Source organism: Micromonospora sp. NPDC050980, assembly GCF_040653835.1.
Classification (GTDB): Bacteria; Actinomycetota; Actinomycetes; order Mycobacteriales; family Micromonosporaceae; genus Micromonospora.
Genome location: NZ_JBFAGS010000037.1, coordinates 14,259 through 28,836, shown reverse-complemented (window position 1 = coordinate 28,836; position 14,578 = coordinate 14,259). Strand labels below are relative to the sequence as shown.

Genomic DNA, 14,578 nt, shown 5'->3' with positions numbered 1-14,578 from the left:
TCCACGACCCGGGACGCCCTTCCCACCTGGTCCTGCCGGTCGTTCCGCGCCCACGGTAGCCGTCACGCATCCGTGCCATGACTCCAAGGAGGACTTCATGTCCACAGCGCTGGAGACCAACAACCGCTACGACGACATCGCACCGGCTGAGGTCCGCGACGTGCTCGGTAGGCACATGCTGGTCGACGGGTACGACCTCGTCCTGGATCTCGCCGCCAGCGAGGGCAGCTGGATCGTCGACGCGCTGACCGATCGGCGGTACCTGGACTTTCAGTCGTTCTTCGCGTCCGCGCCGTTGGGAGTCAATCCGCCCCAACTGCGGAACGATCGGGACTTCATGCGACGCCTCGCCGCGGTGGCCACGAACAAACCCAGCAATCCGGATATCTACACCGTCGAGTACGCCACCTTCGTCGCCGCTTTCACCAGGGTGCTGGGCGACCCTGACCTGCCACTCCTGCACTTCGTGGAAGGGGGTGCGCTCGCCGTCGAGAACGCCCTCAAGGTGGCCTTCGACTGGAAGGCGCGGCGGTCCGGGCGACGGGGCCGGCCCCGCAACATCAACCTCCGGGCGATGCACCTGGAGCGGGCCTTCCACGGCCGCGGCGGGTACACGTTGTCGTTGACCAACACCGACGACAGCAAGACCGCCCTCTACCCCAAGTTCGTCTGGCCCAGGATTCCCGCCCCGGCCATGAGGTTCCCGGCCGAGCTGTACGTTGAGCAGAACGCGGAAGCCGAGCGGCGGGCGCTGGAGGCCGCCCGGACGGCCTTTGACGAGGCCGACGACGACATCGCCTGCTTCATCGCCGAACCGATCCAGGGTGAGGGCGGGGACAACCACCTGAGCCCGGCCTTCCTCCAGGCCATGCAGCAGCTCTGCCACGAGTACGACGCCCTGTTCGTGCTCGACGAGGTGCAGACGGGCTGCGGCACCACCGGTACCGCCTGGTGCCACCAGCAGTTGGGCCTGGCGCCGGACGTCGTGGCCTTCGGCAAGAAGACGCAGGTCTGTGGGGTGATGGCGGGACGTCGCGTCGAGGAGGTCGCGGAGAACGTCTTCCGCACGTCGTCCCGGATCAGCTCCACCTGGGGCGGCAACCTCACCGACATGGTGCGGGCCACCCGAATCCTTGAGGTGTTCGAGTCCGAGGACGTGCTCGCGTCGGTCGCGTCGCGTGGTACCCGCCTGGTCGACGGACTCGTCACCCTCACCGCCGAACACCCGGGGCTGTTGGACAACGCCCGCGGCCGAGGGCTGATGTGCGCCGTCGACCTGCCTGACCGGCGGACCCGCGATGCCATGGTGTCGAGGCTGTACCGCGACGAGCGCGTGATCGTGCTGCCGGGCGGTGAGCGGGCCATCCGGTTCCGGCCCGCGCTGACCGTCTCCGACGCGGAGATCGACCTGGCGCTGCGGGCGCTGGACCGCTCCCTGCGCACTCTGCATTAGCGGTGCCGAGTGTCGGCTGGCAGGAAAATCGATCTGGACACGGGGGAGAGCATGGCCGAACCGGCAGCCGCAGTGGCTTTCGCGCAGGTGAAGAGTAGCGCCACGTCGGCGCAGGATTTCGCCCGACCCGCCCGGGCGGCACTGCCCGCCGACGTCTGGGACTACGTCCAGGGCGGCGCCGGCACCGAGTCCACAGTCCGGGCGAACCGGCGGGCACTGCGGCGGCTGCGCCTACGACAGCGGGTCCTGGTGGACGTCTCCAGCTTCGACCCACAGGTCACCGTACAAGGCAGCCCGGTCGCCGCACCGATCGGCATCGCGCCTACGGCGTACCACCGGCTGGTCCACGCCGATGGGGAACTGGCTACCGTCCGGGCCGCCGGCAGGCAGGGCCTCCCGGCGGTGGTGAGCACCTTCGCCAGCGTCCCCCTGGAGCAGCTCGCCGAGGTGGCCACCGCGCCACTGTGGTTCCAGCTCTACTGTTTCCGGGACCGCGCGCTCACCGTGGACCTGGCCCGCCGCGCCGAGGCGGCGGGATACCGGGCGCTGGTGCTCACCGTCGACACACCGGTGATGGGCTACCGCGACCGCGACCTGCGTAACGATTTCCGCGTCCCACCGCAGGTCACCGCGGCGAACCTGCCCTCCTATCCGCACGATCAGGAGTCGGTCGCGGCGCGCACCGGGATGCTGGTCGATCCTGCGACGACGTGGCGCGACGTGGAGTGGTTGGCCGGCCTGACGGGTCTGCCCGTCGTACTCAAGGGGGTCATGACCGCCGGCGACGCGGCGCGGGCCGCGGGGTCCGGTGCCCGCGCGCTCTGGGTATCCAATCACGGCGGGCGCCAGCTCGACGGCGCCGCGGCCAGTATCGACGCTCTCGGGGAGGTGGCCGACGCCTGGGCGGGGCGAGGCGAACTCTACTTCGACGGGGGCGTGCGCAGGGGCGCGGACGTGCTGAAGGCGCTCGCCGTGGGCGCAGACGCGGTGTTCGTCGGGCGCCCGGTGCTGTGGGCGCTGGCCGCGGGCGGGGAACCGGCGGTACGCCGGATGCTGGAGCTGCTGCAGGAGGAGTTCGTGGTCACGGCGACGGTCTGCGGCTGTCCCCGGGTGAAGGACGTTGACCGGTCCATGCTGTGCGGCGCGTACGGAGGCGGCTGTGGAAGCTGATCGACCCGACCCGATCGACCTGGGCATCGGCCAGCCCGAGGACGCGGTACTGCCCCGCGCCCTGCTCAGGCGTGCGGCCGAGCACCGGCTGTCGCTGCCCGACAACTCCTACCTGCAGTACGGGCCGGAAGAGGGTTCGGCGTCTCTTCGCGCCGCTTTGTCGGAATTCCTGACCCGCCACTACGGCACCGCGGTGCACGCGCGGGAACTGCTGCTGACCAGCGGGGCCTCGCACGCCCTGGATCTGATCCTGGCGAGCCGGACGTCCCCGGGTGACCTGGTCATGGTGGAGACACCGACGTACTTCTTCGGTCTCGACATTCTGCGCTCCCGCCGGCTGCGGATCGTGCCCGTGCCGATGGATGCCGAGGGCCTCGACGTGGCTGCGCTGGAGCGGATGCTGCACGAAGAGGTGCCCAAGCTTCTCTACACCATCCCGGTCTTCCACAATCCGACGGGCGTGACGCTGTCGCCCCGCCGGCGCGTCCGGTTGGTGGAGCTCGCCGAGGAGTACGGCTTCCCGATCGTCGCCGACGAGGTGTACCAGCTCGTCGCCGAACCCGACCGGGTGCCGCCGCCGCTGCGCGTCCAGGGCGGCGCCCGCATTCTCTCCCTCGGCTCGTTCTCCAAAATCCTCGGCCCCGGCCTTCGCATCGGGTGGATCGAGTGTGATGCGCACCAGGTCGGGCGGCTGCGCGAGGACGCCGTGCTGCGCAGTGGCGGCGGCGTCAGCCCGATGACCGGGGCGCTCGTCGAGAGCGCGCTCACCCTGGGCCTGCAGGACGAGTTCCTGGTCCGGATCCGGCAGCTGTACGAGCGTCGGCGCCGACACATGATCGGGTTGCTGTCCCGGCTGCTGCCCGAGGGCGTGACCATGCGAATGCCTGAGGGTGGTTACTACGTCTGGCTGCAACTGCCGGAGGACGTCGACGCGGCGGCGCTCGTCGGACGCGCCCTCGCCGCGGGGGTGGGATTCCGGCCGGGCGGCATCTTCACCCCGGACGGATCGCTCGCCAACTGTCTGCGGATCTGTTTCACGTACTACGAGGAGGCGCTCCTCACTACGGCGGTGGAGCGACTCGTGCCCGTCCTGCGGGACGCGGTGGCGTCGTCGACCCGATCCGGGGTGGGTGGCACCCGGCACGGGCAGGTCGCGGCCCGAGCCGGCGAGCAGGTGGGCCAGTGTTGATCAGGCCGGAGAGCCGCTCCGGCGCACGGGAGGTTCTGTGAACGACCGGGAGACGAGCCGGGGTGACGGGGTTTCCCACCCGTCGCCCGAGGACGAGCAGTTCGACCGCTTCTGGCGGCAGCGGCTGGACGGCCACAACCCCTGCCTGTTGCCCCGGTGGAGCGCGGGTCGGGAGGGGGAGCCGGACATCGGAAGGATCGACCTTCCGCTGCCGGCGACTCTCGTGGCGGGGATGAGGGGGGCCGCCCGCTCCGGGGACACCCGACTGCACCGGACCGTGCTCGCGGCGTTCATGACGGTGGTCGGCAGGTTGGTCGGTGACGATGACGTCACCATCGGCCTGGTGACCGTCTCCGGGGTCCGCCCGCTCCGCCTCGACCTGGCCGGTCGCTCCTGGGTGGACCTGCTGCGCGCGATCGACCGGACCGTGCGTGAACTGGATGCCTGCTCCGACCGGCCTCTGTCCCGGATCCGGGCCGCGGTGGCCACGGAACCGCTGTTCGACACGGCCTTCGCCGACGGCCCGCATGAGCTGTCCGAGGTGGCGCTGGCGGTGACGTACGACGAGAGCCGGACGGACCGGGTCACCCTGCGGTATCGCGCGGCGGCCCTCGACGCCGACCAGGCCCACCGGATCGGCTCCTACCTCCGGCGCGCCCTGGAACTGATGGCAGCCGCGCCGACGGACCCGCACGCCCGGGGCGACCAGCTGAGCGCTGCGGAACGGCATTTCCAACTGACCGCTTTCGCCGGACGCGAGCGGCGGCTGCCGCCGCGCCGGTTCCACGAGCTGTTCGCCGAACGTGCCCGGCGGTCCCCGGACGCCGTCGGGGTCACCCTGGCCGGTGGGGAGAGCTGGACCTACGGCGAGCTGCACCGGGCGAGCGAACGGGTGGCCCGTGGCCTGCTGGCAGCCGGCGTCGCTGCCGAGGAGGTCGTGGCGGTGGCGACCGCCCGTAACCCCTCCTGGCTGGCCGCATTCATCGGGATTCTGCGAGCCGGCGCCGTCTACCTTCCGGTGGACACTGGTCACCCGCCTGCCCGGATCCGTTCGGTGCTCGCTCAGAGCGGGGCCCGCATCGTGCTGACCGGCCCGGGTGGCCTGGACGAGGTTCCGGACGGGGTCCGCCTGCTGCGGCTGGACGAGCTCATCGCCACGTACCGGCCGGACTACCCGTCTGCCCCGGATGTCGCCGCCGGTCAGCTGGCGTACGTCCTGTTCACCTCCGGTTCGACCGGCCTGCCCAAGGGGGCGATGTGCGAGCACGCCGGCATGGTGAACCACTTGCTCGCCAAGGTCGAAGACCTCGGACTGAGGGAGAGGGACGTCGTCGTCCAGAGCGCCAACCAGTGCTTCGACGTGTCCATCTGGCAGCTGTTCGCGCCGCTGCTGGTCGGCGGCCGGACCCTCTTGGTCGACGACGCGACCGTACGGGAGCCGCACCGCTTCGTCGACACGATCGTGGCCTGCGGCGCCACGGTGTTTCGGACGGTGCCCTCCTACCTCGACGTGCTCCTCGGTCACCTGGAGCAGCGCCGGCCCGACCTCGGGCGGCTCCGCCGCATAGCGGTGGTCGGGGAGGCCCTGCCCAGGTCGCTGACGACGCGCTGGTTCGCTCTCTATCCCGACATTCCGATCATCAACACCTATGGTCCAACGGAGGCCTGCGACGGGGTCAGCCACGAGATCCTCACGGTGCCGCCAGAGGCCGAACTGGTGCCGGTGGGCCGGCCCGTGCCGAACGTGAACATGTACGTACTTGGCGCGGACGGCGATCTGCTGCCACTCGGTTGCATCGGAGAGATCGCCTACTCGGGCGTCTGCGTCGGCCGCGGCTACATCAACGATCCACGGCGGACGGCGGAGGCCTTCCGCGCCGACCCGTTCGACGAGGGACGTCGGATGTACCTGAGCGGTGATTTTGGCCGTTGGCTGCCCTCGGGGAAGCTGGAGTTCCACGGCCGGCGTGACGACCAGGTGAAGATCCGCGGTGTACGGGTCGAGCTCGGCGAGGTGCAGAACCACATCCTTCGCCATCCGCAAGTCACCGGGGGCTGCGCCCTCGCCCTGCCCGACCGCGGACAGGGCCAGCGGTTGGTGGCCTTCTACATGACCGCGGACGATCTCACCCCGGCCGGGCTCACGGCCTTCCTCGCCGGTCTCCTACCCCCCAACGCGCTGCCAGCCCGCCTGCTCCGGGTGGAGGACCTGCCGCTGACCGCGAACGGCAAGACCGACCGCAAGACCCTGCTGCGTTGGGCGGAGGAGGCCGAGGATGCGATCGACGCGGGTGCGGTGTCCCCGGAGGCCGCTCCGGACACGGCGACCGAGCGGTTGATCTCAAGAGCCTGGGCAGCTGCGCTGGATCGACCCGTGTCCGCCGTCCGCCGCACCGACCACTTCTTCGACTCCGGCGGGACGTCGCTGTCCGCGCTACGGATGATCGCCGACCTCGACGGCCTTGTGACGCTCGCCGACCTGATCCGCAAACCCGTCCTGCACGACCTGGCGGCGGTCGTCGACGGCCTCGTCGCACCCGCGGCGGGCCGGTTGATCCGGATCGCCGGCGATCCGGCCCGGGCCACCCGAGCCCTGGTGCTGTTGCCCGACGCGGCGGTGCCGATCGCCGATCTCAATCCCGTAGTGAGTCAACTCGTCAGGCAGGACCCGGCGCTCGCCGCGTACGCGCCGGTGGCGCCACATCAGGAGCGCGGTCCCGGAGACGACGCCTGTCCGGACCTGACGCGACTGGCGGCGCAACTGGCCGGCGAGGTCGCCGCTCTGCGGCTCCCGGTGTCGCTCTACGGTCAGGGCACCGGTACCGCCCTGGCGTTCGAGACGGCCCGCCGCCTGGTTGAGGCGGGGACGGAGCCGGGCCAGCTGGTGCTGTCCGGCCGGCCGCCTGGGTCCGACCAGGCACTGCGCCGGGAGATCGATCAGGTCGAGGCGGCGAACGACCAGGCGCTCGGTGCGGTCTGGGCCGCCCGGCGCGGCTCCGGCGACACCACGGGAATCGACCTCTCCGTCGTCGGGCGGGCGTACCGGCGCGACGTCGTCGGTGCGGCCCGGTACTTCCTCCAGGCGGGGCGGATCTGGAGTGGGCGGCGCCTCACCTGTCCGGTGACAGCCGTCGTGGTCCCGGGCGGCGGCGGGGATCACCGGCGCTGGTCGAGTCTGTGTCACCGATACGTGGTCGTGCCGGCCCCGCCGGACGACGGTAACCAGGCTGGCCTGGTGTCGCTCGCAATCCTGCACGCGGCGACCATGTCCGGTAGGCCGGCAGTCGGTGGCGCCGACCGTGCCGAGCAGACCAGCCCATCCATATCGGAGAGGAGATGAGTGCTTTGGTCACGGCCGCCGTGGTCAACGACGATCCGCAGCGCTGGCTGCCAGCGAACCGCGAGGACCTGCGGTCCCGGATGGCCCGGAGCGGGTTCGTCCGGATATCCGGTCTCGGGGTCACCACAGCGGCCGCGCTGAGGTCCGTCCATGACGTCCTCGCTGCTACCCCGATCGAACCGCGGGAGCGCTTCGCCGTCAGCCGTGCGTTGGGCCATGGCGCCCACACCGAGCAGGACTGGGGGCTGGAGCGCGACATCTGCCCCCACCACGAGCAGGCCCAGTGCGCGGTCTTTCCCGGCCTACTCCTCATGGCCTGCCTGGACGCGCCGCCGGAGGGCACCAGCATGCTGATCGCCGACAGCAAGGCGGTCCTGGGTGAACTACCACCGGACCTGGTGCGCGAGTTCCGGGACAGGGGCTGGTCGCTCACCCGCAACTTCCGGCCCTACTTCGGCCTGCAGTGGGCGGACGCGTTCGGCGTCAGCAGCCCGGCCGAGGTCGACGACTACTGCGACCGCAACCAGATCGACCGGTCGTGGCAGCCCGACGGAAGCCTGCGGACCGTGCAGCGGCGGCCCGCGCTGGTCACCCACCCGGCTACCGGTGAGGAGTGCTGGTTCAACCAGATCGCCTTCTTCAGCCGGTGGAGCATCGACAGCGGCGAACGGGACATTTTGGAATCGACGTTCGGCCCGGACGGGCTTCCCTTCACCACCGCGTTCGGCGACGGTGCGCCCACCTCGCTCGACATATACCAGGCGATCACCCGAGCGTACGAGCGCGTCACTGTGAGAGTCCGGCTGAACGTCGGTGACGTGCTGCTGCTGGACAACATTCTCGCCGCGCACGGTCGGGAGGCTCAGGCCGCGCCGCGGCTCGTGGGGCTCACACTCGCTGAGCCTGTCTTCTCTGCCCCGGACACCAGCGGCACCAGCGCTCCAGTCGTCGATTCCCGTGCCAACCCCACAGTTAGAACAGAGTCACGAACCAGGGAGGAATTGTCATGAGCGACGAGTCCGCGGCCATCCGTTACCGCGTCGTGCTGAACGACGAGGAGCAGTACTCGATCTGGCCGGCCGACCGTGAGAACCCGCTCGGCTGGCACGACGAGGGCACTGAGGGTTCCAAGGAGGAGTGCCTGTCGCGGATCGAGCAGGTCTGGACCGACATGCGTCCGCTCAGCCTGCGGCGTGCGATGGGCGTGGCATGAAGGTCACCTCTGTCGTCGGCGGTGTCGCGGTGCCTGGTTACCGGGTCGACTGCTCCACCAACCCGGCTTCACGGACGAGGTGGTGTGCGCGGTCGAGTTGGCCGACGCGAAGGGCTTGGTCGACGCCTGCCGGGTTGCGCGGGCGGCGCAGCCGTCCTGGGCTGACGTGCCGCCGCCCGTGCGGGGCCGGACCGTGGTCTACGCCGGACGGCTGGTGGCGGCCAACGCCGACCGGCTCGCCCGCTGGTCACCGTTGCCCTTCCGTGGCAACGGCAGATCCGGAAACAGCGGCCGGCTGTCAGGAGCGTGGGTACTGGACCAGGTCACCCGCTGGCAGTCGGTGAACTGGGACTACAGCGGCCGATTGCAGCGGGCCCAGATGGACGTGGCGGATCCGTCACCTGACCTCTCTTTCCGCCTGCCGGAGAACTGAGGTCAGCGCAGTGACGTGGGCGAAACCCGGCTGGTGTCCGAACCGGTGGTTCCCGGTGCGGACACCAGCCGGCTCGGCTGCGGGGCGGCCCGGCCACCAGGAACCCATCGAGGCGGTGCAGCGCAACGGAGTCGAGGTGTCGGCGCTGCCCCGGCTCAGGACGCCGGTGCGCCAGCCCCAGCTCGTCATCTGCTGGTGGGCATCGGCCAGGACCGTCGGTGTGTCAGTGACCTGCTCCGGTCAACTCAACCAGCGCGTTCGATCTGCGAGGAGGCGCTCGTTCGATCTGCGGCTACATCCGTGCTCGATACGCGGACCTGCGACGTTCGACCTACGGCATCCAGCGGGTTGGTCAACTCCTGCCAGTTGTTACCCGGCTCCGGTCACGCGCAGGTCGGCGATCAGCAGGTCGAGCAGCCGCTCCTCCATCACCGCGCGGCCGGTCCGCCGCATCGACTCGCCCAGCGACTCGTCCCACGGCGTCCGAGTGGGCGTACCGATCAGTGCCGTGCCGGTGCCCGCCCTCGGCAGGTAGTCAGCCGCGGTCATCCGCCACGGCACCGCGCCCCGATACCGCTGGAGAGCCGCCGCAGTCAGTCGTACGCCGGTCCAGTCGAAGTCGTTGCGCCACCGGATCGCCGCCCCGGGAGCGGCGCCGAGCAGTGCGTGGACGGCGACCGACGGCACTCCTTCGGTGCAGATCAGCGGTGGGGCCTGGGCACCGAGCGTTGTGGTGGCCGCGCGCAGCACCGCGGGGTTCTCGCAGACGTACACCTCGTCGCAGTCCAGTGTGAGCGGTGCCAAGCGCAGTTGGTGCAGGGTCACCCGCATCGGAACACCCGCCTGCGCGGCCTCCGTCAGCCACCGCCCGACCAGCCCGCCGGTGGCCCGCACGTTGAGCACCAGCACCTGGCTGGCGAGGTCGTCCGGGACCAGACCAACCGATTCCCACAACGCCCGTTCCCGCTCGCCGTCGACCGGGAGCGCCGTCTGCTGCCAGATGGCGACGGCACGGAGGACGAGCCCGCGCAGCGGACCGTCGGTGAGGGCCTTCGTGTCGTCCAGCACCCGGTCGGCGAAGACCGGAATCGGTTCGTCGGCCGCGGGCAGCGCGTCCAGGACGCGGACCACGTCCTCGAACGGCAGTCCGGCGCGGACGATGCGGGTCAGGGTGCCGTCGCGGCGCAGCCCGTCGAGCCACTCGGCGTACCAGGCGGTGCCGGCGTGCCGGCCCTCGTAGGCCGCGGCGAGGACGGCGTCGCGGGCCACCGCCTCGCGTTTGAGGTCGGACGGCCGGTTGCGCAGCGGGGCCGTCGCGGTGAGCACTTCGAGCAGGCCGACTCCGTGCGCGGCGCGCAGGTGCTCATCTACCTCGACGAGTCGGATGCTGAGGCGGGCCGCTGCGGCGGAGCGGTGGGTGCCGGTGATGCCGATGATCACGACGCGTTCGTCGTCGGTGGGGGTGGAGAGCGTCACGGTGGTGTCGAGCCGGCCACCGGTGCGTTCCAGGCTGCGCCGGGCGGCCGCCAGCAATCTCCGCCAGCCGGGCTGCTCGACGAGATCTACCGGGCCGCCCGGCAGGTCCCGCCCGGCCGGCACCAGCGACGGGTGTGCGGCGGCCCGATCCGACGGCCGTTCGCCGTACCCGTCGGTCATTCGTCGGTGAGGTCGAGCAGGACACCGGTCCGGTCGGTTGCGGCTTGATTACCGGGGGCACGGCGGGTCTCCGGGGAGCCGAGCGCGCGGGCCAGGGTTCCGTCGAAGTCGGCGATGTTGGTCGAGCCGTCCCAGACCAGCAGCACAGTGGACACGGCGTGTTCCACGGCGGAGTGCGATAGGTCGTAGTGGGCGGCGCCGCTGACCGCCGGGTGGGTGGCCCAGAGGTCGTAGCCCGTCATGAACAGGTCCAGGTCGAACTGTTTCGCCAGGGCCATCAGCTCACCCCGGCCGGTTTCGTCCACGCCGGCGAACGCCTCGTCGAGGCCGAGCAGCCGGGGTGCGTCGGGTCGGGCCGAGCCGAACAGCGCATTCGCGGCGGCAAACAGCGGCAGGTGCAGGGAGACCGACTGTTCGCCGCCGGAGAGCTGGCTGTGTCGGGCCCGGGTCAGTGCCTCCGTGCCGCCGCCGGGCCGGTGGAGGGTGAACGCAAACGTCCGCCACTGGCGGTAGTCGAGGACGTCGCCGAGCAGTTCCCGGTAGGGCCGTTCTGGCGCGGCGGCCCGCGCTGTCTTGATCCGGGCGGCGAAGTGCCGGCGCATGGTGGTGAGCTGGGCCGGCCCGAGCCGGGCCGGGTCGCGTTCGAGTAGCTTGCAGACGTCGCGTTGCTCGGCGTCAAGGTCGTCGGCGAGCCGCCAGCCGACGCCGACGGTGAGCCCCGACGACATCCGCCGGGCCCGCATCTGGCTGTCCATGGCCGCCACCAGGTCGCGGGCCTCGATGGTCCGGTGGTGGATCTGCCGGGCAAGTTGCCCGAGCAGGGCGTCCTCCAGCACCCGCTGCTCGGAGTCGGTGAGCAGTTGTTCCTGGTTGCGACGCTCGCGGACGATCCGGTCGGCGAAGTGGGCGACGGGGGTGAGGCCCTGCTCGTCGGCGACCCGGACCACGATCACCCCGTCGTCGGTGTCCCACTCGGGCCGGTGGTCGAGGCCGGCGGCGGGTAGTTGAGCCTGCAGGTCGGTCAGCGCGGTGGTGAGCCGGGTGGCGCTCTGCTTGAGTGACGTCTCGGTGGGGCTCAGCTCCCGGGTGGCGGAGAGGATCGCCTCGTGCAGCCCCGCCACCTGCGGATGCAGGTCGTCGTCCGACATCTGCGCCGGCCAGCGCAGGTCGGTGGGGCAGCGCAGCAGGCCCAGCAGGTCCGGCTGGGCGTACGGACGCAGCCGCCGGGCGTCGTGCTGTGCCTCGGCGACGGCGGCAATGAGCGCCTGCTCGCCCAGCTCCACCCGGGTCAGCGCGGCTACCCGCCGCTCCCGGGCGGCGCCGAGTGAGGTGCGAGCCTGCTCGACGGCCTGCTCCGCCTCGATGATCGCGTCGGCGGTCCGGGCCACGTCGGCCAGCACCCGTTCCGCGTCGGCGCCCACGCTGTCGCGCAGCGTCCGGTACGCTTCCGCCTTCTCCTGGTGCCGCGCGCGGGCGGTGCGTGCGGTCTCCGCCGCGGCGGTGAACCGGTCGACTGCCTCGTGGTGTCGCTGGCGAGCCTGGTCCTCCTGCTCGGCGGCGCGCGCGGCGGCGGTCCGCGCGCCCTCCAGGCGTACCCCTCGCTTCTCGAAGCGGCTCACCGCCTCGGCGGTGTCGTCGAGCCGGTCGACCGGCAGCGACCGCTCCGCCGCGCTGCGGCGCAGCGCGGCCGCGGCGGCGGCCCGCTCGGCCAGGGCCTGGTCGAGGCGGGCGGCGGCGGCCGCGCTGGCTTCCTGCCGGGCGCGCAGCGTCGCGGCGGCCCGGTCCAGCTCGCGCAGCGCCGCGTGGACCGGTGCGGGTGCCGGCAGGTGCGCGGCGGCCGCGTCCACCGCCGCCAGCAGCGCCTCGACGGACGCGCGGTCGCGGTCCACCGCGCCGAGGTCGGCGTCGATGACGGACAGCAGCCGCTCGCACTCGGTGACCCGGGCGGCGCGGCGGGTGGCCCGGGCGGTCGCGCCGATGTACTCGCAGGAGGCTTTGGCGAACCGGCCGGCGGCGATGCCCTGGGCGTACCGGCCGTCCACGCCGATGACCGGCGCGGCGTCGGGCGTGGTCACGTCGGCAAGCGCCACCGAGGTGAGCACCTCGGTGATCCGCGCGGCGGGCACGTCGTTCTGTTCCTCGGGGGCCAGCACGTCGGCGAGGGTGGCCCCGGTGGGCCGCCGGTGCGGCGGCAGCGGCAGCAGGTAGCCGTCGAGGTCGTCGCCGGCCAGCGCGGCCGTCGCGGTCCCGGGGTCGGGGTGCAGCCAGGCGTCCAGCAGCCCGGCGGCGTGTAGCGCCGCCTCGACGGCCGCCGCGTCCGCGCCGGTCACCCCGTCGGCGAAACGGACCAGCCGCCACAGCGGTGCGCCGGGTCGGCCGGCGCGTGGCGCGGGCCGCGTCACCGGGGCCGGCGGCGCGTCGTCGTGCTCGGCGGCGATCCGGTCCCGCTCGGCTTCCACCTCCGCCCGCCGGTCGGCCAGGGCCGCCCGCTGCGCCGTCAACGCCGCGAGCCGCTCCCGCCAGTGGGCCACCGCGGGGGCCGTGGCCTCGGCGTACACCTCGCGCAGGGTCCGCGCGCCCGGTTCGCCGGTGGTGTCCACAGCGGCGCTCAGCCCGGCGGCCAGGTCCGGGCGCGCGAGGTCGGCCAGCAGCCCGGCGTTGCCCTGCGCCCACTGCTCGAGCTGGCCGCGCAGCCGGGCGCGGGCCTGCGCGACGGCGTCCTCGGCGCGCCGCTCGGCCTGCTCGGCCCCGGCGGCGGCGGCCGTGGCGCCGGCAGCGTCGGCGGCGGCCCGGGAATGGTCCCGGTCGGCCTGGTCGTGCCGCGCCACCTGCGCGCGGACGGCGCGCACATCGTCGCGGCGGGCGGCGGCCCGGGCGGTGATCCGGGCCGCCAGGTCGTCCGGGGCGGCGTCGTCGGCGCTCCAGGTGATCCCGGCCGCCTCGGCGTCGAGCAGGAGATCGGCGGCGAGCCGGTCGGCCGCCGTCCGGGTGTCCCGAGCCGCGACCCTCGCCCGCTCCGATTCGGTACGCCGCCGGGCCGCCGCGCTCTCCTCGGCGGCGACGCCCTCGTCGGCCCGCCCGGCCGCCTCGGCCAGGTCGTGCACGTGCCGTTGCAGGTCGGCGAGCTGCTCGTGGGACTGGTAGGCCGCCGACGCCTTCAGGCTGTCCAGGTGGGCGCGCAGCCGTCCGGGCCCGCCCTCGACGGCCCGCAGCCGCTCACCCGCCGCGGCCTCCGCCTCGGCCGCCGCGTCGGCCGCGTGACGGGCGTCGCCGAGTGCGGTCGACCGGGTGGCGACCGCGTCGCGGCGGGCGGTCAGGGCGTCGGCGGCGGCCCGCGCGTGGGTGCGCAGATAGGTGGAGTAGACCGTCAGGAACGCGGCGGTGGCGCCGTCCGCCGCCACCAGCCCTTCGAGGGTACGGGCGACCGCCTCCATGTCGTCGAACGAGCGGGCGGCCTCCACCAGCAGGTGGTCCTCGACCGGGCGCAGCCCCCGTTGCAGCGTGCGGGACAGCTCGACCGGGTTGAGATCCTTGGCCAGTTGCGGCTTGCGCAGGGTCAGCACCAGGTCCAGCAGTTGCTCGTAGCGGGCCGGGCCGAGGCCGAACAGCCTGTTGTCGACGAGCTGGCGGTAGTCCTCCGCCGAGTCCCGCACCGCGTCCGCGCCCAGCCGGTCGATCAGGTCGCGGCGGGTCAGCGGCCGGTCGTCGGCGTCCAGCAGGGAGAAGTCCACCCCGACCCGGCCGTCGACCACGAAGTGCCAGCGGGTGACCCGATCGACGTGCCGGTGCGCCCGCAACCCGATGCCGACCGTCACGTACTGCTCGCCGTCGCCGAACTCCATCCACACGTACGCATGGGTGACCTCCTGCCCCCGATAGAGCAGGTTCGACTTCATCGTCCGGTCCTCGCTGGCGAACGGGTTGAGCCGGCGGGGTTCGATCCGCCCGTCGAGGACGAACGGGAACAGCACCTCCAGCGCCTTGGTCTTGCCGGAGCCGTTGGGCCCGCGCAGCACCAGCCACCCGTCGACGAAGCTGAACTCCTCGTCCCGGTAGTCCCACAGATTGATGATCCCGGCGCGGGTGGGGGCGAACCGGTGGACGGCGCGTTGCTCGATCACGAT

At 72.3% G+C, this 14,578-nt stretch carries 9 protein-coding genes; 7 read left to right on the top strand and 2 right to left on the bottom strand.

All coding sequences use genetic code 11. The features are described 5' to 3' along the window. Positions 1-97 precede the first annotated feature (97 nt). The 7 genes from lat to AB0H28_RS28710 all read left to right on the top strand — a co-directional run bounded on the left by lat (position 98) and on the right by AB0H28_RS28710 (position 8,798). Positions 98-1,453, top strand: coding sequence for an L-lysine 6-transaminase (gene lat / locus AB0H28_RS28740; protein ID WP_358046810.1), 1,356 nt, complete (start codon positions 98-100; stop codon positions 1,451-1,453). An 87-nt stretch (positions 1,454-1,540) separates the two neighbouring features. Next, positions 1,541-2,623 carry an alpha-hydroxy acid oxidase gene (locus tag AB0H28_RS28735; protein ID WP_358046807.1) on the top strand — a complete coding sequence of 361 codons (1,083 nt, stop codon included), beginning with the start codon at positions 1,541-1,543 and terminating at the stop codon, positions 2,621-2,623. After that, positions 2,613-3,812: a PLP-dependent aminotransferase family protein gene (locus tag AB0H28_RS28730; protein ID WP_358046804.1), complete on the top strand. Its 1,200-nt coding sequence runs from the start codon at positions 2,613-2,615 to the stop codon at positions 3,810-3,812. The genes AB0H28_RS28735 and AB0H28_RS28730 overlap by 11 nt, the downstream gene beginning before the upstream one ends. A 37-nt stretch (positions 3,813-3,849) precedes the next feature. Beyond that, positions 3,850-7,152, top strand: a complete 3,303-nt coding sequence (locus AB0H28_RS28725; protein WP_358046801.1) for an amino acid adenylation domain-containing protein — start codon at positions 3,850-3,852, stop codon at positions 7,150-7,152. Continuing rightward, on the top strand, positions 7,149-8,162 hold the full coding sequence (locus AB0H28_RS28720) for a TauD/TfdA family dioxygenase (protein WP_358046799.1): 1,014 nt from the start codon (positions 7,149-7,151) through the stop codon (positions 8,160-8,162). The genes AB0H28_RS28725 and AB0H28_RS28720 overlap by 4 nt, the downstream gene beginning before the upstream one ends. Next, positions 8,159-8,365, top strand: coding sequence for an MbtH family NRPS accessory protein (locus tag AB0H28_RS28715; protein ID WP_358046796.1), 207 nt, complete (start codon positions 8,159-8,161; stop codon positions 8,363-8,365). Before AB0H28_RS28720 ends, AB0H28_RS28715 begins: the two co-directional genes overlap by 4 nt. Continuing rightward, on the top strand, positions 8,346-8,798 hold the full coding sequence (locus AB0H28_RS28710) for an aldehyde dehydrogenase family protein (RefSeq protein WP_358046792.1): 453 nt from the start codon (positions 8,346-8,348) through the stop codon (positions 8,796-8,798). The genes AB0H28_RS28715 and AB0H28_RS28710 overlap by 20 nt, the downstream gene beginning before the upstream one ends. 369 nt (positions 8,799-9,167) lie before the next feature. On the opposite strand, the gene AB0H28_RS28705 is transcribed toward AB0H28_RS28710, so the two are convergent. Beyond that, positions 9,168-10,454 carry a TIGR02679 family protein gene (locus AB0H28_RS28705; RefSeq protein WP_358046789.1) on the bottom strand — a complete coding sequence of 429 codons (1,287 nt, stop codon included), beginning with the start codon at positions 10,452-10,454 and terminating at the stop codon, positions 9,168-9,170. Beyond that, the gene (locus tag AB0H28_RS28700) at positions 10,451-14,575 is read right to left on the bottom strand and encodes a TIGR02680 family protein (protein ID WP_358046786.1); all 4,125 of its coding nucleotides are present in this window, start codon (positions 14,573-14,575) and stop codon (positions 10,451-10,453) included. The genes AB0H28_RS28705 and AB0H28_RS28700 overlap by 4 nt, the downstream gene beginning before the upstream one ends. Positions 14,576-14,578 lie beyond the last annotated feature (3 nt).

Excerpts from the sequence above, each read along its gene's own strand:
- lat (WP_358046810.1), top strand. The coding sequence starts at position 98 with ATGTCCACAGCGCTGGAGACCAACAACCGCTACGACGACATCGCACCG.
- AB0H28_RS28720 (WP_358046799.1), top strand. The coding sequence starts at position 7,149 with ATGAGTGCTTTGGTCACGGCCGCCGTGGTCAACGACGATCCGCAGCGC.
- AB0H28_RS28715 (WP_358046796.1), top strand. The coding sequence starts at position 8,159 with ATGAGCGACGAGTCCGCGGCCATCCGTTACCGCGTCGTGCTGAACGAC.
- AB0H28_RS28705 (WP_358046789.1), bottom strand. The coding sequence starts at position 10,454 with ATGACCGACGGGTACGGCGAACGGCCGTCGGATCGGGCCGCCGCACAC.